Source organism: Sulfuricurvum sp. (genome assembly GCF_030691015.1).
Lineage (GTDB): Bacteria > Campylobacterota > Campylobacteria > Campylobacterales > Sulfurimonadaceae > Sulfuricurvum.
In genome coordinates, this window is the sequence record NZ_JAUYFF010000019.1 from 40,173 (window position 1) to 61,539 (window position 21,367).

Annotated in this window: 24 protein-coding genes; 3 read left to right on the forward strand and 21 right to left on the reverse strand. The window is 40.4% G+C overall.

Annotated elements, in window-relative coordinates:
- Positions 1-3 precede the first annotated feature (3 nt).
- The 20 genes from Q8O20_RS10980 to Q8O20_RS11075 form a co-directional block, all read right to left on the reverse strand.
- Positions 4-1,251, reverse strand: coding sequence for a type II secretion system F family protein (locus tag Q8O20_RS10980; protein ID WP_305531203.1), 1,248 nt, complete (start codon positions 1,249-1,251; stop codon positions 4-6).
- Positions 1,248-2,984 carry a GspE/PulE family protein gene (locus Q8O20_RS10985; RefSeq protein WP_305531204.1) on the reverse strand — a complete coding sequence of 579 codons (1,737 nt, stop codon included), beginning with the start codon at positions 2,982-2,984 and terminating at the stop codon, positions 1,248-1,250. Before Q8O20_RS10985 ends, Q8O20_RS10980 begins: the two co-directional genes overlap by 4 nt.
- Positions 2,985-2,999: 15 nt before the next feature.
- Positions 3,000-3,542 carry a hypothetical protein gene (locus tag Q8O20_RS10990; protein ID WP_305531205.1) on the reverse strand — a complete coding sequence of 181 codons (543 nt, stop codon included), beginning with the start codon at positions 3,540-3,542 and terminating at the stop codon, positions 3,000-3,002.
- A complete protein-coding gene (locus Q8O20_RS10995; RefSeq protein ID WP_305531206.1) occupies positions 3,539-4,270 on the reverse strand; it encodes a CDC27 family protein in 732 nt (243 codons plus the stop codon). Before Q8O20_RS10995 ends, Q8O20_RS10990 begins: the two co-directional genes overlap by 4 nt.
- Entirely contained in the window at positions 4,263-5,072 is an 810-nt protein-coding gene (locus Q8O20_RS11000) for an ATP-binding protein (protein WP_305531207.1), read from the reverse strand. Before Q8O20_RS11000 ends, Q8O20_RS10995 begins: the two co-directional genes overlap by 8 nt.
- A gap of 3 nt (positions 5,073-5,075) precedes the next feature.
- Entirely contained in the window at positions 5,076-6,713 is a 1,638-nt protein-coding gene (mshL, locus tag Q8O20_RS11005) for a pilus (MSHA type) biogenesis protein MshL (RefSeq protein ID WP_305531208.1), read from the reverse strand.
- 9 nt (positions 6,714-6,722) lie between these two features.
- The gene (locus Q8O20_RS11010) at positions 6,723-7,226 is read right to left on the reverse strand and encodes a hypothetical protein (protein ID WP_305531209.1); all 504 of its coding nucleotides are present in this window, start codon (positions 7,224-7,226) and stop codon (positions 6,723-6,725) included.
- Positions 7,223-7,858, reverse strand: a complete 636-nt coding sequence (locus Q8O20_RS11015; protein WP_305531210.1) for a hypothetical protein — start codon at positions 7,856-7,858, stop codon at positions 7,223-7,225. Before Q8O20_RS11015 ends, Q8O20_RS11010 begins: the two co-directional genes overlap by 4 nt.
- Positions 7,855-9,393, reverse strand: coding sequence for a hypothetical protein (locus tag Q8O20_RS11020; RefSeq protein ID WP_305531211.1), 1,539 nt, complete (start codon positions 9,391-9,393; stop codon positions 7,855-7,857). Before Q8O20_RS11020 ends, Q8O20_RS11015 begins: the two co-directional genes overlap by 4 nt.
- An 8-nt stretch (positions 9,394-9,401) precedes the next feature.
- Positions 9,402-10,658: a M99 family carboxypeptidase catalytic domain-containing protein gene (locus Q8O20_RS11025; RefSeq protein ID WP_305531212.1), complete on the reverse strand. Its 1,257-nt coding sequence runs from the start codon at positions 10,656-10,658 to the stop codon at positions 9,402-9,404.
- Positions 10,659-10,697: 39 nt separating this feature from the next.
- On the reverse strand, positions 10,698-11,651 hold the full coding sequence (locus Q8O20_RS11030; protein ID WP_305531213.1) for a murein L,D-transpeptidase family protein: 954 nt from the start codon (positions 11,649-11,651) through the stop codon (positions 10,698-10,700).
- A complete protein-coding gene (era, locus tag Q8O20_RS11035; RefSeq protein WP_304741079.1) occupies positions 11,645-12,523 on the reverse strand; it encodes a GTPase Era in 879 nt (292 codons plus the stop codon). Before era ends, Q8O20_RS11030 begins: the two co-directional genes overlap by 7 nt.
- A gap of 12 nt (positions 12,524-12,535) precedes the next feature.
- Complete coding sequence (gene hslU / locus Q8O20_RS11040) at positions 12,536-13,837, reverse strand: HslU--HslV peptidase ATPase subunit (protein WP_305531214.1); 1,302 nt, start codon at positions 13,835-13,837, stop codon at positions 12,536-12,538.
- Between the two features lie 4 nt (positions 13,838-13,841).
- Positions 13,842-14,375 (reverse strand): ATP-dependent protease subunit HslV, encoded by a 534-nt coding sequence (gene hslV / locus Q8O20_RS11045; protein ID WP_304741075.1) that lies wholly within the window; start codon positions 14,373-14,375, stop codon positions 13,842-13,844.
- 3 nt (positions 14,376-14,378) lie between these two features.
- Positions 14,379-14,825 carry a 50S ribosomal protein L9 gene (gene rplI / locus Q8O20_RS11050; protein WP_305531215.1) on the reverse strand — a complete coding sequence of 149 codons (447 nt, stop codon included), beginning with the start codon at positions 14,823-14,825 and terminating at the stop codon, positions 14,379-14,381.
- Positions 14,826-14,837: 12 nt separating this feature from the next.
- The gene (locus Q8O20_RS11055; RefSeq protein WP_304741071.1) at positions 14,838-15,569 is read right to left on the reverse strand and encodes a ferredoxin-thioredoxin reductase catalytic domain-containing protein; all 732 of its coding nucleotides are present in this window, start codon (positions 15,567-15,569) and stop codon (positions 14,838-14,840) included.
- 9 nt (positions 15,570-15,578) lie between these two features.
- Complete coding sequence (locus Q8O20_RS11060; protein WP_304741069.1) at positions 15,579-16,796, reverse strand: argininosuccinate synthase; 1,218 nt, start codon at positions 16,794-16,796, stop codon at positions 15,579-15,581.
- Positions 16,797-16,881: 85 nt separating this feature from the next.
- Positions 16,882-17,136, reverse strand: coding sequence for a hypothetical protein (locus Q8O20_RS11065; RefSeq protein ID WP_305531216.1), 255 nt, complete (start codon positions 17,134-17,136; stop codon positions 16,882-16,884).
- On the reverse strand, positions 17,117-17,497 hold the full coding sequence (gene fliS, locus Q8O20_RS11070; protein ID WP_304741065.1) for a flagellar export chaperone FliS: 381 nt from the start codon (positions 17,495-17,497) through the stop codon (positions 17,117-17,119). The genes Q8O20_RS11065 and fliS overlap by 20 nt, the downstream gene beginning before the upstream one ends.
- 50 nt (positions 17,498-17,547) lie before the next feature.
- Positions 17,548-17,934 carry a flagellar protein FlaG gene (locus Q8O20_RS11075; protein ID WP_304741063.1) on the reverse strand — a complete coding sequence of 129 codons (387 nt, stop codon included), beginning with the start codon at positions 17,932-17,934 and terminating at the stop codon, positions 17,548-17,550.
- Between the two features lie 94 nt (positions 17,935-18,028).
- On the opposite strand from Q8O20_RS11075, the gene Q8O20_RS11080 reads away from it, so the two are divergent.
- Genes Q8O20_RS11080 through Q8O20_RS11090 form a run of 3 tightly spaced genes read left to right on the forward strand, consistent with a single transcriptional unit; the run spans position 18,029 to position 20,831 of the window.
- Positions 18,029-19,234: an MFS transporter gene (locus Q8O20_RS11080; RefSeq protein ID WP_305531217.1), complete on the forward strand. Its 1,206-nt coding sequence runs from the start codon at positions 18,029-18,031 to the stop codon at positions 19,232-19,234.
- Complete coding sequence (locus tag Q8O20_RS11085; protein WP_305531218.1) at positions 19,231-19,515, forward strand: hypothetical protein; 285 nt, start codon at positions 19,231-19,233, stop codon at positions 19,513-19,515. The genes Q8O20_RS11080 and Q8O20_RS11085 overlap by 4 nt, the downstream gene beginning before the upstream one ends.
- 11 nt (positions 19,516-19,526) lie before the next feature.
- A complete protein-coding gene (locus Q8O20_RS11090) occupies positions 19,527-20,831 on the forward strand; it encodes an MATE family efflux transporter (RefSeq protein ID WP_304741056.1) in 1,305 nt (434 codons plus the stop codon).
- On the opposite strand, the gene Q8O20_RS11095 is transcribed toward Q8O20_RS11090, so the two are convergent.
- Complete coding sequence (locus Q8O20_RS11095) at positions 20,828-21,241, reverse strand: PAS domain-containing protein (protein ID WP_304741054.1); 414 nt, start codon at positions 21,239-21,241, stop codon at positions 20,828-20,830. The genes Q8O20_RS11090 and Q8O20_RS11095 overlap by 4 nt on opposite strands.
- Positions 21,242-21,367 lie beyond the last annotated feature (126 nt).

The following is a 21,367-nucleotide window of genomic DNA, read 5'->3' on the forward strand; positions in this document are numbered from 1 at the left end:
TTTTTAGCGGCGTCCCTGTACCGCATTTCCCATTTCCCACATTGGCAAGAAAATACCCAGTGCCAGTAAAACAACCATACACGCAATGAGCAAAAGCATAATCGGCTCTACCGCTTCGGAGAGACCGTCAATAATGGCGTCAAATTTCATTTTATAGTATTCCATAACTTTTTGCATCATCGCATCGAGCTGACCGCTCGCCTCTCCGGCGGAGATCATTTGAATAATCATATTTTCAAAAAGTTTCGTTTCGGCTAAACCGTCGTGAAGCGTTCCCCCTTTTTCAACCGTTTGGCGTACGGTTAACAGCTTTTCTTGCAAGGGGAGGGTATCGATCATCGCAATCGCTGTTTCCAGTGCTTCGGCGATCGGGATACCGGCACGAACCAGTTCGGAAAAGACTAAGGTAAAACGGTTCAACGTTGCGTACATGATAATATTTTTGATGAGATAGGTTTTGAGTAAAAATTGGTGCCATTTGTATCTGAATTCACGATTGTGATTAAGCATATATCGGAATGCGAAAATGAAGATAAAGATTCCCGCTACGACATAAAGACCGTACGTATTAAAAAGGTGTTCTAAAAAGAGCAAGATTTTGGTCGGGAGGGGAAGCTCTGCCCCCAACTGTTCAAAAATAGTTTTGAATTGAGGTACGACATACGAGATAAGAACGGTAAAGGCGATGGCCATAGCGATCATAACGTTACGCGGATAGGCCATTGCTTTTTTAAATTTAATGATATTACGTCGGATTTCTTCAAGCATATCGGCAAGTTTATGAAGCGCTTCAGCCATATTACCGGTTTTCTCACCCAGTTCAATCATAGCCAGTGAGAGGGTTCCGAGTTCATAGCTGAAATTATGAGCTGAGTGGGAGAGGCTATGCCCGGCATTGATATCCTCAGCGATCGTTCCTAAAACGATTTGCAATGTTTTATCGGTTGTGGCATCGGCAATTTCTCTAAGTGAATCGTGAATCGAAATACCGGCATTCGTCATAACGGCAAGCTGTCTGATAGCGGCAATAAGGGAGTCTTGTTTGAGTTTACGTTTTCTGATATTGGAAAAAAAACTCTCTTTTAAACGTCGGAGCTGATCTTCCAGCGGGGGGGCAGTTTCGGTTATTTTTAAAACCATTCCCGTGTATTTGATTTTCGCTAAATAGTGAGCTTCTTTTTTACTCTCGGCATAAAAACCGACATCGGCTTTTTTCCCTTTTGTGAGGATCGTTGCTGTAAAGTATTTCATCCTTTTGCCACCCTTAGTATTTCATCAAATGTTGTAATTCCATGAACGGCCTTAGCCATTCCGTTCTCAAACATTCCGATAAAGCCTTCTTTCTTAGCCTCTTTAAGGAGATCATCTTTTGATGCCCCTCTGGCAATCATGCTGGAGAGCTCTTCGGTAATGGGGAGAACTTCACAAATCATTTCCCGTCCCATATATCCCGATCCGTTGCACTCTTTGCAGCCGACTCCTTCATAAAAAACCGTATGAGGAGGGATCATAGCACTGTACTCTTGAAGCAACGTTTGAGGGATATCAATCTCTTTCTTACAATGGTTACAAATTCTCCGTACAAGCCGCTGCGCTTGTATAGCAACAAGAGCACCGCTGATGAGATAGGGTTCAATCCCCATATCGGACATACGAGGAATAGCACTGATGGCATCATTGGTGTGAAGCGTAGAGATAACAAGGTGACCGGTAAGGGCAGCTTTAATCGCAATCTCCAGCGTTTCATGGTCACGGATCTCCCCGATCATAATTTTATCGGGGTCTTGACGGAGAATGGAGCGGAGCGCATCGGCAAAAGAGAGACCTACTTTTGGATTAACTTGTACTTGTTGAATAAGATTCATACGGTACTCAACCGGATCTTCGACGGTAATGACTTTATCTTCTACGTTACGGAGTTCATTCAGTGCACCGTAAAGGGTAGTTGTTTTACCGCTTCCGGTGGGACCGGTGACCAAGATGATACCAAAAGGGGATTGTAGCCCCTTAATCAGTTTTTGATAACTCTCCGAATCCATTCCTGAGTCTTCTAGTTTTACGAGTGCTTTGGTCTTATCCAAAATACGCATAACGATTGATTCTCCGTAGATAATAGGGAGTGTAGAGAGACGGAAATCAAATTCAGCGTCCATAACGATGGCGGAAAAACGTCCATCCTGAGGCTTACGGCGTTCAGCAATATCAAGATTGGCTAAGAGCTTAATACGTGAAGCGAGCGGAGGGTAAATATCCCGATCAAAAATAAAGATTTCTGCCAATTTACCATCAACCCGTCCGCGAACCACACAGTTCCTCTCCGTCGGTTCGATATGAATATCACTTGCCCGTCCTTTAATACAGGCTTTGAGAATGACATCGATAAGCTGTAAAATAGAAGAAGCCTCTTGTTGTTCTTCTATGGTTCCGATATTTCGCAATTCGTTACGGATGTTGGTAACGAGTTCTTTTACACTATCTTTAAGTTCCATTTTAAACAAATAGGCTTGGATCTGTTTTTCAGTCGCAACGGCAATTTTAAGTGATTTTCGGGGAAAAAGGCGTTGAATTGACTCTTGTGCTTCAAGATTAAGGGGATCGGCAAATGCAACGACAACATACATATCATCTTGTGAAATTGGCAAAGCGTTGTAGCGCTTGAGCTGTACGGTTGGTATCTTTTCAACAAGACGATAATCCATATCGATGGAATCGAGATCGATAAACGGAACTTCAATCACTTCAGCTAAATGGGTTAAAATGGAAGTTTCATCTAAAAAATGGTAATTTTTAATGATGGAGAGTTCATAGCGTCCAAGACGGATTTGTTCAACGATAAAACGTTTAATAAAATTGAGTGATATGGCACCCACTTTTGTTAATGTTTCTAAGACGGTATCGTCTTGTACCCCTCGAGATGTAAGTCGATCAATTTGTTGTTGAGAGATATGGCGCTTCTCTAATAAGTCATGCGTGATGCGATCCATACACTCTATCCTTTTCTAATATACATGATGAAATGTCAATATTTTATCATAGTATTCGTCTATAGCTACGCTTTTTTGCCCGTTTGCTTCTGTCGTATAGAGTTTATAACTTGATCGGATATCGGATGGGTTTGTATATTCTTTGATAAATTGGGTCGGTTGAGGATTTTTGAGATACAAATCAAATACTTTGGAGAGTAAGTGTGAACTGCTGGGAAAGTTGAGGTTTTTAATCGGTTTATTATCATATAAAGCTTGCATAAGAAGTTTTTTTTGCATGAGGATAACTGAAAAATAGGCAGAATTGGCACGTGCTTCTTTCGTTTGATTGAGTATCGTAATCGGCGCTGACAAACGATCGATAAAATCTGCTTTGAGGCATGAAAAGGCGTACAAAGAGACATAGGCTTCATCTCCTTTATGAAGAGAGAATCCTTGAAGTCCTAGATTGCATGCTTGAAGATAATTGCCTTGCTGATAAAGATTAAACATCTTTTGTTTAGTATCTGCCCAGGATGAGAGGGTAAACAATAACGTTAATAAGGCTAAAAATTTCATTTAAACGTCCCTTGTTCAATTGAATCGAGTAAAGATCGTGCCGATTCAGAATTAGATTCGGAAATATAAAGATGCAATGTCTTTTTCGCTTGCTCTACTCTACCGAGTTTGACGAGTGATTTGGCAAAAATAATCCAACTTTCATCTATTTTGCTGTTCATACTATTGGTTTTTAATGAAAAATTATAGGCTTCACTGTAGTTACCGTGATCATAATGGTAACGGGCAATAAACAATCCGAGATTAGGATTTGATGTCTCTTTGAAGCGGCGTTCAACACTTTCTATATCGAGTTTGGATTCATTACGATTGAGTGAGAGCGATTTGTCACCGGACAAAGGGGAAATAGCCGGAGGGGGAGCTTTTATGGAGGTTGATGAGGGGATATTTAGGACTTTCGGAACCGGAATGCTCTGCTGCGGAGGCAGTGCTCTCTGAGGCGCCGGAGCGGTTGCTATTTGAGTTTCCGGTATGGTCGTTTGAAAAGATTGAACAAAATCCATGGAAGGCTCTAGGATGGTAACAGTTTCTGTATTGTTTGCTTTTATTTCTGAAGAATTTTCTGTGAGGGGTAGATTAATTTCTTCATTTGCGACGGTAGAACTGAGGGAATTGTAAAAGGCTATTAGTGACACCAAGAGAATGGTAAAAACTGCACCGAGGTAAGGCGCATACGATTTTATTTTATATTTGAGCCAGCGGCGTTCTAAATCTCGAATGTTAAGCACGGATCAGTCCTGTATGAATCGCAGCCATTTCAATCCATTTTGATTTTAAGGCATTGTATTTAATTAAAGTAGGATGGTTTTCTTCATACCAGTAATAGAGACTAAAAAGAGAAAATAATAATTTATTCGTATCACGATAATTTCCTTTTGTCAGAGAGGTAATTAGTTTCATGTTTTTGTCATTAAACATATTGGCGACATCAAAACAGTTTGCCTTTAAAAGTTTTTTTTGGATGTATACTTTAAGCTCTTCAGCAGAAGCATTTTGGAGTTCAATACTTTCCCAAATTCGTGTTTGAAAGTGCTCTTTTGCAATCACATCTTCTTTATCGGTTTTATGAAGCGTAATGACAAATTTAATAGCACGAGCATCGGAGATAAGACGAATCTTTTCCATAAGCGATGAGCTATAGAGTTGCGCTTCATCCAAAAGAACAATAGGTACATCCGGATACGATACGGCTTCGGCAATTTCTAAAAACCGGGTTAACGTCATCACTTCACGGGGAGAGTGTCCGAATATCCTTTGTGCCAATACACGGAGGAAATCATCTTCATCCACAATAGGGATATCAAACATCAATACTTTTTGATGTTTGGAGAGGTCGTGGTGGAGTTTATGCAGAAGCATACTTTTCCCCGTCCCCGGTTTACCGAATAAAAGGATCATTTTCAGAGGTTTTTGTACTGAGTTTTTAAGCGATTGATACATATGTGAGACACTGTCAATCTGGACGTAGTCCCTAGGGTTCACGACGTCCAAAAACAGATCACGCGGTTTTGAGAAAAGGGAATTCTCCATCCGTTATTTACTTTCTGGCTTTGCTTCTTCTTCCATTTGTTTTCCAAGACGCGTATAGCCTAAATCACCTAAGCTAACCGTATCTTTCTCTTTTTTGATGATATGCGGTTCGATGATAATGACGATTTCTTCGGTCCGTTTGCTCATCCCTTCACGTTTAAACATATAACCAAGGAATGGAATATCACCGAGTAATGGAACTTTATTATTATCTTGGACGTTTTTTGTATTAATCAAACCTCCGAGAATTACGCGATTACCGTCTTTTACGGTAATGACGGAGGAAATCTGACGACGGCTTAAGTCAGGCGGCATATTACGGGCTGAGTTATCTGTAGAAATTTCAGATGCTGTTTCGGAAATGGATGGATTTATACGCAGGGTAATACTTCCGTCACCGGCAATTTCAGGTGTAATATCGAGGAGAACTCCCGAAAATACAGAACTGACCACTTCTGTTGTGGCTTGCTCTCCTGTTGTTCCCCCGGCTAGTGTAGAGGTATTTCTTGTTTTATAGAATAATTCTGTCCCCGCAGTAATAAGGGCAGGTTGATTATTAAGAGTCAAGATCTTTGGATTTGATATCGAGTAAACATCCCCTTGAGTTTTAAGGAATTTGATAACTTCATTTAAGCTTCCTTTTGCACCCAACCTAAAAATACTAGCACCAGTTCGACCCGCGGAAGTAGTGCCATATTCGGTAAAGGAAGTCCCAGTATTTAAGGCAGTTGATGTAAATTTACCAACATCTTTTGAATTCACATAATCAAATGTTAAATCAATATTTTGCAATGCATAAAGTTGCGACCAGTCGATACCGGTTGAAGAAGCATCACTAAAGACGACACTGTACATCTTCACATCGATTAAAACCTGTGTTTGCATTTTTTTCTGTAGATCATGGATGTAACTGTCAAGCCGTTGAATTTGTTTACCCGTACCGGTTACCGTCACTAAGCCAGCACTTTTATTTATAAATATATTGTGATACGTATCTTTTTCAGAGGTTTTAGCTGTTTCATTTTTTTTATCTGTTGATTGGGAGAGGTTCGTATTTTGTTTGTAATCATCCTCAGGGCGGCTAAGGATGCTTTTAACCTCCTGCTCTAAAGTATCCCAAAATTTTACTTCATCAATTGTCGAGATATTCGTTCCTGATTCTGATGATGCATTATTTGCTCCAGAACTTCCGGAACTTCCAGTTGCTCCAGCAGCTGTTCCGGAATTGGAACTCAATCGTATATTGGTACTTCCCGTCCCTTTACGTTCTGTCGTAATGTAATCAATATTATAAGTTTTTGTTGATAAATAAGAGACTCGAAGTACATTGTTTTGTAAGGTATATTGAAGATTATTCTCTTTGATAATCAAATCAAATACTTCATTAATCGTCAGATTTTTCAAAAAGGTTTTGTTCATCGGTCTTTTTAGAACTTCTTCTGCTTGTTCGTCTGTTACAACGACACTCATGCCGCATTCATCACTGAGTTGGTCGACAAATTCTCCTACACTAGTTCCTTTGACTGAAGAGATATTGAAAAGCTCATACGTACAATCTGCCTGAAGCGTAGGTGTGAGAAGGGCAGCCGTGGCAACGGATAACATAAACGTTCGTGCATGGTGTTTAATTATAGATGTCATGATACTTTCCTACTTTGTGATGATTTTAATATTATTATTTTGTTTGTGTAAAAACAAAATAAGTTTTTGATCTTTTTTTCCGGTCAATAAAACAGAATTTGATTTGATCTCAGCAAGGGTAAAATTACGAACACTTTGGCCTACTTTGTACCACTTTCCACTGATAAGCACTGATTTATTCATGATGGCGAGAAGTCGTAGCGGTTCTTCAATCACTTTTGGTTGTGCTAAAATTCCTATACTGCCCAATTTTGGAGGGGCTAGAAGATTAGAACCTGATTTTAGGGTAGGGAGTGCTTTTTTCATTTTCATGGGATCACGAAGTGAGTTGATATATCCATCCGGTATCCCTACTCTGGCAGGAAGGATTGCTAGAATTTGCTCATCAACCCATACTAACTCTTTGTCGGTGTTTGGTTGTGTCATAACGGTTACAGAGGGAGAACTTACAGCAGGGACGGCTGCATGGAGTATCATCATACTCATAAACCCTATAAGTAGATATTTTGTCATTGTCTTACGATCCCCCATACTGAGATATTGAGATCCCCTTTGAGCTTTTCATCAGCCGTAATGTTAAATTTATGCAAATCTACAACCAAATGACTTTGTTCCAATGCATTAATAAACTTTAAGGTATTTTTATACGGTCCTTCAGATGCAATACTAATATCTAAAACATGTCCGAACGAGCTATTATCGGTTTGCAAGGTATTTCCGAATTTGGCTAGCTTTACTTTATGTAAACGTGCATATCTAGATACCGAATCAAGGTATCCTCCCCACACTTTTTCATCATAGTATAAAGAAGAAATCTGTTCCAACTGCTCTTTGATATAAGTATTGTACTGTACGTATAGAGCGCGTTGCCGTTCTATTTCGACTGTTTCTTGCTCTATTTGGGTAATGCGTTCAGGTGGATAAGTCGATAAATATTGTTTATCTACATTCAAATCATTTTCAACTTTCACCGCTTTCTCGTGAGAGATTTTGAAGCTGGCTTCAGAACTCTCCCAAAGCAATAGATAGGAGAAAGTGAACAAAGAGGCAAATATCATAATGAACAGCATCATTTTGTCACGATCACTTTTGTGTGAGAGCGATTGGTCTAATGTATACAGGTAGTCTTCAATTTGTAATTTCATTTGATTACCGCCTTGAGTTCACTAAGGTAGGATTTTTGCTCTTCATTATACGAAATAAGTTCAAGGTTAAAATCATACTGATCCCGTTTAATGTCCGTTAGATGTTTGAGCAATGCCGTAATATCTTGCGTACTTGATGATGTTAGCCCAAACGTGAACGTTTTTGTATCATTAAGATCTTCTGCATACGCAATGGTTTTTAGTTGCACTCGATATTGATTGAAGCTACGAGTGAAATCAGCCATTATTTTGGCTTTCATCGGATAATTCACTTTTTTATCATGCACTTGTACTAGCGTATCTTTTTTTTGTTTATAGGCTGTTTTTTGCTCATCTAAAAGTATCTGAGCGGCATTCTTATTCGCTAATTTTAAATTAACGGTTGCTTCCCGAGTCATTTTTTCGATGTGTACTGACTCATACTCTTTGGATAAGACAGCATGGTGAAACTCTTCGATGTAAGAGAGACCCCAATAGACCCCGGGGTATAGAAGAGCTGCAGCCAAAGAAGCAGCTGCAACTAAAATGAGTTTTCCGCTATCACGTTTTGCAAAAGGAGGAGGACGGTGAAATATTGTAAAGTTACACTCATATCGCTCATCTGCTTCAAGGCGGCCATAGAGGTGCATCAACTGATGGATTTGATCTACTTTTTCCCCGTTTGTGTTAAATCCGTAATTAAAATCAAACGGAGTTGTTTTGATTCCTAAATAGGTTTGTGCGTATTCATCCAGTCCAAGAACTTTTCCGACCCCTGTGCCGATGTAAATCTCATCAAATTTTTTGATGTCATAGGCTCTTTTTGCATACGTTATAACATCGCTGATATGGAGAAAAATCTCACCGAAAAGTTTAATAAGATTTTTTTGATAATCGGGTTGAGAGGCATTAAGTCCTTCTTCTGCCAATAGGTTTTCAAATGTCAGAAGATCTGTTTGTTCGCCTAAAAGTTCACAAAAACGTTCATGCATTTGTTTGAGTGAAAATTTCAGTGATTTAGCATAAATAAATTCCTGATGGCTGTAAATACAGAAAAAGGCGTCGTTTTCTTGAAAATAGATAAAACAATGAACATCGGTTGAATCAATGAGCTCTTTTACATAAAGCGATTTGAGTAATAGAGGAACCGGAATAATTTGATCAATGTATTTGATTGCATCGACGACTTGCGTATAGTCTTGTTCAAGGGTTAAGGGATCAACAACGAATATATGGAAAAAGCGTTCTCCCTCCGTGCTTCTATTGATCGCTTCAATGTATTTGATATGGTATTCAATAGCCATATCCAATGCAAGCTCTTCGTAAACTTTATTCTCAAGGGCATCATAAATATCATCGTCAGGAATGTTTTTACTTATCCCGATCAATGTCGAGATAAACCCTTTGGTATTTAAAAAAGAGACTGAGTATTGTTCTTTAGAAAAAGAAGGAGAAGATGTTCTTGATATGGTATTAAACGTACTACCATAATAATCTCCTTTATAAGGGTTTGCCGATACGATGGCTGAATAGGTTTGTTGTTTGCTTTTACTCATCCTATATCCTATTTAAAATGTACAAGAACCATACCGCAAAAACGGTTTTTCTGGTAAAACTCTACCCGATAGCTCTTATGAGCGGTATCAATAGAGTATTTTGAATCTAAATCACTTAATCCTACTAAAATGTTAGCTTCATCCTTTACCCCTTTTTTGGTAAATCCGATGACATTAACTCTCGTATTAAGATCATTATTGATAATCTTAAAATCGGCAGTTACAAAAAAATCTGTAGCGAATGATAACTTTTGTGTTTTTCCGTCCGCTAAAATAGTTATGGGCATAGAACAAAGCTCTTTTTGATGATAACTCGGGATAAGAGTGCTTATCTTTTGGTTACCGATAAAAAGATCATATTGCGTCTTGTTTTTTTGTACACTCCCCAAAGGATGGGCAAACTTAAACTCATTTCTCTCTGATTGTAGCGGAATGAAACTTAAACTGTTTTTTAAGTTTTGCAAATCAAAATAGATATTATTGTTAATGGTTAAATAATCGTGATTTTTAAGTAACTGCTCGATTGCATCCATGTTTAGTTCAAAAGTGCGCTCGTATTTTATCCCCATAAGTTTCATATAACACTCAATTGCATGCAGATGATAAAAAACTTTATGGTGCAGTGTGGGAAGGTTTTTACTTGTTTCGATAGCAAAGGCAGGTTTGTTATGTGTCACTGCAAAATAGGTTAAAGAGTGCTTCATCGCTTCATCATCAAATCGGGTATTTGTATTGCGTACATCAAAAAAATGATGTCCCTCAATCAAATCGTTATTAAGTTCACCGCTTACTTTTGATGCGATTTCATTTAAATTTCCGTAGGGGTGCTCGGTATCAAGAGTCCCTTGATCAATAACACACGTTTGTCCCCAAGCATTAGGATTGAAAATAGTATTAAGATGCTTTTTCCGATAAAACCCATGACCGTCATGTAAATTTAATATAAGTGCAACTTGCTGTTCGGTGATGATTTTTTGGATCTCTTGCACGGTTTCAACATCAGCATCTTGTGGGTCAATGTCAGAAAACTTTCGATTCATATCCCCGTTGATACCACGGTTGTCTTGTTGGATACTGGGGCGATTCAAATCAGGAACTATCCAGAGATTCCCTTGCGTAATGTGATAATATCGGGATAATAACGCAGCAGCAAAATAGCTTCCGGGCTCATTGCCGTGAATACCGCCGATGACAAGCAATGTCGGAGTATTTAGAATATCTGTCTCTTTTTTAATGATATTAAAGGGGAGTGCATGGAGAGACATGATTGAAAAAAACAGGAGAAACAAGGAAAAATGCATAGGTTATTCTTCTGTGAGAATCGAGATCGATTGATTAGCATTCAATCGAACTAAAAGCGATTTTTCTCCTTCAAAGCGATGTGAATCACTAACATAGAGTTGATTGAAAGTGACCCAAAAAAGGTTACGCTTTTCCCCAGGGTAGGGGATGATGTTGAGACGATCCAAGGTGATCGTTTTCATTTCATTTTTACTAAAAATACGTTCTTTATAGTCTTTAAATTGAGTAAGTCCCATCCCGTCATATCGTTTGAATGCGTTGTCATAGGTGGCAATGTAGCTATCGATATCATTATAAGTCCATGCATATTTCCATTGATACAAACCGGCCAGAATAGCTGAATAAGCGGCAGGATTGACCCATTGTTTCAAAGAAGAATCGATGATTAAAAGTGTATTAGATGGGTTGATAGTCTGATCCAATTGTATTAAATCGTTGTTGTTGATAGCAATACACCCTTTTGTAAAAGGGTCGCGTGTGCCGCTTAGAGGTACTCCGTGAACCCATATTCCATCACCGTTTTTACCTCTGATACGATCATACAAATTGGGATACGAGGTGACAAAAGCCATCGGTCCGTAAAAGGGGTCAACACGTCTCTTTTTTTCAGTCAACGTGTAAATACCTATAGGCGTTTTAAGATCACCTTCGGTTCTTTTGTCACCTGCGTTTTTTCCCGTAAAGGCACTGTAGCGTTTTTTAAGGGAAAATCGTTTCTGAGCATCCGGCGTATAAAGTTCTAGCGAACCTTTGTCTTTACTACACGTTAGAAGTGAAAATGCCCGTTCAAAATAGCCGAAACGGAGATCTTTGTTGAAAAGGGTTCCTGACCAATAGGTAGGGGTATTCATCTGGCTATCGAGCAATTTTTTACCGCCGCTTTTGTATAACGTTAGAACCTCTGAGGATAAAAGGGTTGTAGCCGTTAAGAGTGAAACAAAGAGAGCTTTTACCATTCGTATCCCAAATCGCTTAGAAATTTTTTATCGGTTGTCCACCCTTTTTTGACCGAGACAAAGAGTTCAAGATAAACAGGTTTGGATGCTAGTCGCTCAATTTTTTCACGGGCATTTTGACCGATACGTTTTATCGCGGCGCCCCCCTTGCCGATAATGATTCCTTTTTGAGAATCTTTTTCGACGATAATAGTGGCACGGATATGTTCTACAGGGGCATCTTCATCGATTTTATCAATAATAACATCTGATTCATAAGGGATTTCATCACTGATATTGTCAAAAATGGCTTCACGAATAAACTCTTTGTAAATAGTACGGATCATCTCTGTCGTAATATTTTCAGGATCATACAAGTACGGGGATTCATCAAGATGTTTAACAATGGTATCAAGTAAATCTTTTTTCCCCACATTCTTATTGACGGACATAGGGATGAGAGCAATAAAATGGTCACTGAAGCGGTTGTATTCTCCGATTTTTTTGAGGAGTTCGGCTTGAGAAATTTGATCGATTTTACTCAGTACGATAATATGTTTGCGCTTGTCGGAGTTAATTTCTAGAAATTTTTCATAATGTACGGTTTTATCCGATGCGGGAGCGAGATAGACAACAATGTCACAATCTCCGATGGCTTTGAGCGCTTCTTCTAACATATATTGGTTAAGAAGTTTTTCGGCCTGATGAAGTCCCGGAGTATCAACGAAAATAATTTGATCGTCATTGTGCATGACAATCGCATTGGAGCGTTTGCGGGTAGCGTTTGCTTTTTGACTTACAAGGGCGATTTTTTCACCCAAAATCCAGTTCATTAGAGTGCTTTTTCCTGCATTCGGGCGTCCGACGAGAGCGACAAATCCTGCTTTGTTCATTTATAATTGCCTTTAGAGTATATAACGTGCGAGGTCTTCATCCTCAACAAGTGGTAAGAGAATGGTATTAACCATCGCTTCGGTGATTGTAACGGTACTGCCTTGGTATAAATGGGCGTTAAAACTAATCTCTTCTAACACTTTTTCAACAACAGTATGAAGCCGTCTTGCACCGATATCTTCAGTTTTCTGATTGGCTCTTTGGGCATAACGTGCCATCGCATGTGTGGATGTCTCATCGAACGACAGGGTCATCTCTTCGGTTGCCAACAGTGCTTTGTACTGTTCTAATAAAGAGTTTTTCGGTTTGGTCAAGATCAAGTAAAGGGCATCTTCATTTAGAGGTTCTAATTCTACTCGAAGTGGAAACCGTCCTTGCAATTCAGGGATGAGATCACTGGGTTTGGTGAGATGAAAAGCTCCGGCGGCAATAAAAAGAATATGATCGGTTTTAATCGAGCCGAGCTTTGTTGAGACGATACTCCCTTCCACAATGGGGAGCAAATCGCGTTGAACTCCCTCTTTGCTTGGGTCATTACGCCCGTCGCTTCGAGAACTGACAGCGATTTTATCGATTTCGTCAAGGAAAATAATTCCACCGTCTTCGGCACGTTTAAGCGCCTCACGCTTCATTTGATCATGGTTTAGGAGTTTATCGGCAGCTTCTTGGCGTAGGATATTTTTGGCTTCGGCTACCGTAACCTCTTTTTTACTTTCCTCTTTACCCATGATAGAAAACATTTTTGAAAAAGACTCTTGAACACGTGCGATTTCAGGAGGCATATTAGTGTCGTTAAATTCAACACCACGAGCTTGGAGCTCTATCTCAACGATACACTCATCCAAGCTTCCGTTACGTATGTTTTCTCGTATATTCTCTTCACTGGATGAAAGATGTGCACTATTGCTGAGTAATTTTTGGGTAAGGGTATCGATGACATAGTGTTCGATCGCCTCTTTATTATTCTCGTTGTGTTCAGCTTTTACCATAGACAGTGACGTCATGACCAAGTCGCGAACCATTGATTCGACATCTCTTCCGACAAAGCCCACTTCGGTATATTTGCTTGCCTCAACTTTTATAAACGGCAATTGCATCATTTTGGCGAGACGACGGGCAATTTCCGTTTTACCTACGCCGGTAGAACCGATCATCAAAATATTTTTAGGCATGATCTCATCTTGTAAAATGGGATCAAGACGTAGACGTCGATATCGGGTTCGAAGGGCTAGAGCGATAGTTTTTTTAGCATTGTTTTGACCGATAATATGTTGATCCAGATAATCGACAATTTCTTGAGGGGTCATGTTCATAGTTTTATCCAAGACTCAATGTTTTAATATTGTGATTTGTATAGATACACAAATCAGCGGCAACATTAAGGCTCTCTTTTACCAGTGATTCTTCATCCAAAGATGCATGTTTTTTCAGTGCACGTGCTGCTGCGATGGCATAACTTCCGCCGCTTCCGATGGCGGCAATTTCACCGTCTTCGGGTTCAACGACATCGCCGTTTCCGGTAAGGATAAAAATATGTTCTTGATTGAGGACAATCATCATCGCTTCCAAACGACGAAGCACTTTGTCTTTACGCCATGCTTTTGAAAAGTCGATTACGGCTTTGATGAGTTCCCCTTTACGATGTGCTAGCTGCTCTTCAAACATATCAAAAAGGTTAAACGCATCGGCGGTTGAACCCGCAAAACCTGCTAAAATCTCTCCGTTATGGAGGGTTCGAATTTTGGTTGCATTGCTTTTGAGAATACTTTGTCCGAATGTCACTTGCCCATCTCCACCGATAACGGCTTTGTTTTTACCTTTATAAGCGAGTATGGTTGTGGCATCAAACATCCGTTATTCTCCTTTGACTTCTAAATGGAGTGTTGCATGGATTCCATGACCGAGCTTGAGGTCTAAGTCATGTAGACCGGCTGTTTTAATCCCGTGTTTGGCATCAAGCTCTTTTTTGTCAATTTCGATATTGTGCTGAGCCTTCAGAGCATCGGAAATCTCTTCTTTGGTGACAGCCCCAAAAAGATGCCCTGTGTTTCCGAGTTTTTTAACGATAGTTACTTTGATATCGGCAAGCTGAGCTTTGATGGCATTGAGCCGCTCAATTTCGGCGGCTTCATGGGCAGCTTTTTTCTTTTGTTCCGACTCATATTTTTTTAAAACTTCATTCGTAGCGGCAAGGGCGAGCCCTTTTCCGATTAAAAAGTTTTTACCGTAGCCATCCGCTACATCTTTGATTTCGCCGGCTTTTCCGACCCCTTTGACATCTTTTGTCAATAATACTTTCATTCTAATCCTTTATTAACCGCGTACAATTTCACCACTATAGGAAACGATACCGTGCGCCAAATTAGAAACTTTGGTGTAGCCCATATCATTCAAAATACGTTGACAGTGAGCACTACGGCTTCCGACATGACAATAGACGATAATATTTTCGTCTTTATCTAATTTGGACTCTGTGAGAGTTTGGAAGAAACTGCTGGTTGGAACCAATACGTCTGCACCGGCTATGCGTCCCATTTTCCACTCCATCCATTCACGAACGTCTGCAACTTTAAACGTAACCATGCCAAGTTCACGTGCTTCGAAAAGTGCCGTGAGCTCATCACTGTCGATGTCGCTTTTACTCAAGAGTATTTGACACTCTTCCCTCGTAAGTCCGCGAGAGTGTTGGTGAACGATTTCTTCTATCTCTTCACTTTTCGCTTGTGAAGCCGCAAATTCAGGAGTACAAAAAATCTGACAGTGACAAACACCCTCTTCAGGAATTTCATGTTCTAATGCCGGTTTACAAGGGCAAATACGATCTTCTTCTTTATTTCCGGTAATGAAAAAACAAGGGCAGTATCGTTTGCCGTGCATTAATTTGTTGCGAGTTAAACCGAATTGAATCCCTTGGTTGATTTCAGCATCAGGATTGTAGACAAATCCAAACTGTGCACATACTTTATCGGTAAACTTGACAGTTTTTTCGAGTTCAGTTTTAAACTCGAGAGATTCTGGATCAATTTTAGTAATGGTTCCGCTCATACTAGTTCCTTATTTATTTTTTCGTGCTTTACCGGCAATGATAAAACGAAGTGCATTGAGTTTGATAAATCCGCCTGCATCTTTTTGGTCATAAACAGAGTCTTCTTCAAACGTACAATACTCAGGATTGAACAATGAAAGATCCGAACTGCGTCCGACAACCATCACGTTTCCTTTATAAAGTTTTAATCGAACGCTCCCTCGAACATTCTGTTGGGTTTTGTCGATAGCGGCTTGAAGCATTTCGCGCTCAGGAGCGAACCAAAAACCGTTATAGATCAATTTAGCGTAGCGAGGCATTAATTCATCTTTTAAATGAGCCTCTTCGCGATCGAGTGTTAATGATTCGATAGCACGGTGCGCTTTGATCATAATGGTTCCGCCCGGAGTTTCGTAGCATCCTCGGCTTTTCATTCCGACAAAGCGATTTTCAACAATGTCGGCACGCCCGATTCCGTGGCGGCCTGCAATAATATTGAGTTGCTCAAGCATAACAGCAGGTGAAAGGGCTTTGCCGTTCAAGCTGACAGGATCTCCTTTTTCGTAACCGATTTCAATGTACTCCGCTTCATCGGGTGCATTTTGAGGAGATACCGTCCAGCGCCACATGCTCTCTTCCGGCTCTGAGGCAGGATCTTCTAAGATTCCCCCCTCATACGAGATATGAAGTAGATTCGCATCCATAGAATATGGTGATTTTTTACCGCTCATTTCAATTTTGATACCATGCTCTGCCGCATAGGCCAAAAGTTTCTCTCTTGAGTTCAAATCCCATTCACGCCAAGGGGCGATAATAGTAAGTGCACTGTTTTGTCCCAAGTAGCCCATCTCGAAACGGACTTGGTCGTTTCCTTTTCCGGTAGCACCGTGGCTGACTGCATCGGCACCCGTGATACGGGCAATTTCTGCTTGGCGTTTTGCAATCAAAGGACGTGCAATAGACGTTCCGAGAAGGTATTCACCCTCATAAATCGCATTCGCACGAAACATCGGAAAAACATAATCGCGTACAAACTCTTCACGAAGGTCTTCGATATAGATGTTTTCAGGTTTAATACCGAGGCTAACCGCTTTTGCACGAGCCGGTTCTACCTCTTCACCTTGACCGATATCTGCGGTAAATGTGACAACTTCGCACTTGTACTCATCTTGTAGCCACTTTAAAATAACACTCGTGTCCAATCCGCCGGAATAGGCAAGAACAACTTTTTTAACCTCTTTTTTCATAACTGCATCCTTATCGTTGATACCCTTACTCCATATACAATGGAGTGAATGTCGCGATTTTATCAAAAAAAGAGTGAGAAAAGGGTTAAAATTTTAGATTTAGGGAAGAGGGTGGTTCTGTTTGGGTAGATTTTAGAAAATTGAGGCTATTTTTGAGCTGTTGCAAGATATGTGCAGTCTCTGCTCTATTTTTCTCTAAGGATATTTTACTTTGTGCAAGAAGATAGGATGCTTCTTCTATTTGCTGGAGAGTATCAAACTGAGGCATCTCATCCAATAAAGAGGAGAGCGTCTCAAAATCTTCAAGAATAAGTGCTGTTTTAAGCTTGGTAAGCCACATCAGTACTCTCTTTCCATGCTTCTAAAAGACCTTTAAACACTTGATTTATTTGATCGATTTTGGTTGAATCATTATAAAGATTGGCTTCTGCAAGTAGACGAAGTTGATAGGAATAAAGTCCTGATAAATAAAGTGAAATATCGCCTTGATTGTAATCTAAAATATTAATAAGTTCACTGACAACAGCATTTGAACGGTTAATCCAGTAGGTACGTCGCTCAATATCATTATCCTGGATTGAGCGTTTTGCCTGCATATTGAAGCGTAAGATCCCCTCATACATCATTTGTACTAATTTTTCCGGAGACTCTACCCCGATATTATTTTGAGTATACGTATTGTAAGCTAGATTGGTATTCATAAAAATTCCTTTGATTGTTTCGAATAAAAGTTAGTTAATTTTGAAGGGAATTACCCTTTTTGGTCGAATAAAAGTCCATTCACCTCTTGCATTTTCGGTAAAAGCGCTTCGGCTTGCTCGATGGGGAAACGTCTTAGCATACGATTACTCTTCGTTTCGACTACGGATACATAAAAATCGTCCGACGAGTTGTCAAACCCAAATTTTAATGTAGTGTTAAACGGATTTAAGGATTGATTGAGCTGATCGATCAATTTATCCATTTGCTCTTGGGAATCAATTTTTGTCGTTTTTTGCTCTGTAACACTTTGGGCAACTTTATCCTGATGGATTTGTGCTTTTTGCATCTGCTGGACACTTTGAACATCTGCAACGTTTTGTTTTGGTGCAACACTCTGGCTTTGCTGCATCTTTGCGGTTGTTTGGAAGATTTCCATTGTAATTCTCCTGATAAAAATTATGAGGCAATTTCTACCCCTAAATCGTCAATGAAAATAAAAACTTTAATATTCACATGATACCCTTGCACTTATGAAACGTTATGTAACTCTTTTACGCAATGAACCGCTCCTTCGCCGCCTCTCTTTAATTCAATTATTGGCGTATTTCGGTGCATGGTTTAGCAATGTCGCGATTTATACCCTTTTGATACAAATGGGAGCCGATGCAGCGACGATTGCTCTGGTCGCGGCACTCCATTTTTTACCCGGCGTATTTCAAGCTCCTCTAAGTGGCGTAATACTTGACCGTATCCATCCGAAACGGTTGATGATATTTCTGACTCTCATTGAAATTCTTTGTACTCTCTCATTAATCAGTGTGGATAATGTAGGGATGTTATGGTTACTCTATGTACTGGTATTTATCCGAATGGGGGCTTCGAGCTTTCATTTTACGGTGGAGATGTCGCTTCTTCCGAGAATTTTGGAAGGTAAATCCCTTCAAACGGCGAATGAAATTCATTCAATTATTTGGTCATTGTCGTACACGTTAGGAATGGCATTAAGCGGTCTGGTTGTTTATTGGGTAGGGGTAACAGCGGCTTTTCTGCTTGATGCGGGACTATTTGTGATCGTACTCATTCTGGCTTCTACTCTAAAAATAGAGATTGAACTCTCCGAAAATAGTGCAAAATTTACGGCGATGATGAAAGAGGCATTTGTCTATATCCGCAATAATCCCATTGTGTACCATTTGATGATACTTCATGCGATTCTCGGTTTTACGGCATTTGATGCACTGGTTGCATTGGCGGCAAAACAGTACTATTCGCAAATCATTGCGGTATCGTTAGGGATAGGATTGCTCAATGCCGCACGTGCCTTTGGGTTGGTTATCGGTCCGATTGTATTGGGGCATTGGATTAATAATGCGCGGTTAGGGTGGCTCTTTTTTGCCGAAGCGGGTGCGATAGCATTGTGGGCACTATTGATTGATAATTTTTACGGATCACTGATTGCTTCGGTAGCGGTCGGGTTTGTGACGACGACATTATGGTCGTATACCTACACTTTATTGCAGCATCATACCCAGAGTGATTTTTACGGTCGGGTCATTGCCTATAACGATATGGTTTTTTTAGGTGTAGGTGCATTTGTCTCTTTATTGATCGGTTATCTGGCGGTATTAGGAATGACTTTAGGGATGATTACCCTCATTTTAGGGGGAGTGTTTTTGATCGCGGCTTTTTATTACGAATGGGTACGGCGAACGTATGAACTTAAGGAGTTTGAATGAAACAAGAGATGATAGTGGTAGTTGAGGGACAGGAGATTGATTTGAGCAAAATTACTCGCCTCTATCCTGCCGCACTTATCAGTGCCGGAGGGGAGAGTGCATCGGTTTCCCTGGAATGGGCGGAACTCAAAGCAGAACAGATTACCCTTGAAGCGTATGTTTTGATTTGTGATTTTGATCCGGTGGGTGAAGTTCCGCTCAACCGTATAGAATTGCGATTTGAGACAAAAGAGGAACTTTTCACCCTTATGCAAGAGATTGCCCAAAAGATTCAAAACTGAATACCTTACTTATGAAGCAACGTGTATTACACCTAGCAATTCCCGCTGCATTAAAACATTTTCTTGATATTGTCCAAATCCTCATTGATATGCTTATGGTAGGTGCTCTGGGGGTTGCAGCATTGGCAGCGGTCGGATTATCGATGCAGTTCATGATGGTGATTCAGGCTGTAATGACTTTTTATGCTGTCGGTTCGAGTGCGTTAATTTCCCGTTATATCGGGAGCGGGAGAGTTCATCGCGCTTCGGCAGTGGTTTTTGTCGGATTGTGGGTAGCCGTGGCAGGATCACTTATCGTCGGGGCAATAGGATGGAGTTTTTCGGCCGATTTTTTTCGCTGGATGGGTTCAAGTGAAGAGGTTATTGCTCTTGGGAGCGGATATTTCGGAATTCTCTCTTTGGGGATGGGGCTTATTTTTCTCGATACATTGGCGTACAGTGCCCTTTCCGCCGCGGGTGATACACGGACCTCCCTTTTTATTAAAATCGCTTCCGCATTCCTTAATGCCGGATTGAATTACCTCTTTATTTTCGGACACGGCGGATTTGAGGCGATGGGGGTCGAGGGGGCAGCGTACGCGACGGTGTGTGCGTATGGATTCAGTGTTGTCATCTATGGATGGCTTTTAATCCGAAAAGGGGGCGTATTGGGAATCTATCCGATATTTTTCCTGAGTGATCTGAAAAAAATGATTGCAATCGGAACTCCTGCTGCGATAGAGAGGGTTGTCGGAGTGACATCGTTTTTATTATTTGTTATGATGATCGCTTCACAGGGGACGGAAGCTCTAGCGGGATATCAGATCGGATTACGTATTGAGGCATTAGCGTTTATGCCGGGATTTGGGTTTTCTGTGGCTGCGATGGTGTTGGCAGGGCAGTACATCGGTTCGCGTCAATACGATCACGCGTATGAGTCGGGAGTGTTGAGTGCTAAGATAGCGATGGTTTTTATGGGGAGTGTCGGGATAATTTTATTCACTATTCCTGAGATATTGATCCGATTTTTTACGAACGACAGTGCGACGATAGATCAAGCGGCACTCTATTTACGTCTTGTCGGTATTGCTCAAATTCCCCTTGCCCTGACATTTGTTTTAAGCGGTGCGCTGCGAGGTGCAGGAGCAACGAAGCTGAGTATGCAGATTTCGATCGGTTCATTGTGGCTTTTTAGGATTATCCCATCGTATCTTATTTTGACATTCGGCGGAGGAGTTTTGGGTATCTATGCGGCAATGACTATCGAGACTTTTATTAAAGGGTGGTGGTTTTGGCGCGTATATCGCCAAAAAGAGTGGCTCAGAGAGAAGATTTAGCGCTCTTGAGCGAGTAACTCTTTGTATTGTTCTTCGATGACTTTGAGACGATTGCGGTCAGGCATTTTACGTGAGGCGATATAGCCGATAATTTCTCCATGTTCATCGAGTTTTGGGACGATATGGACAACTACCCAGTAAAACTTGCCGTCTTTGCGAAGATTCTTCACGTACCCTTCCCAAATTTTACCGCTTTCGATTATTTTCCACATTCCCTCAAATCCTGCTTTTGGCATATCGGGATGGCGCAATAGACTGTGGGGCTGTCCGACTGCTTCTACTGCGGTATATCCGGTCATTTCAGTAAATTTACGATTAACGTAGGTGATGATACCTCTGGTATCGGTTTCTGAAATCAAACTTCGTCCGTCAAATAAAACTTCTTCGTTGAGCGGTGTGGGGCGCTTCATTCGGTATATCCTAAACTTAGAGTAAAATATAAAAATGTGATTATAACTTGATTGTTACTAAAATAAAAGTTAAATGAGAACCATTTTTGTATAATTATCTCCATAAACTCCGTTTATAAATAAAAG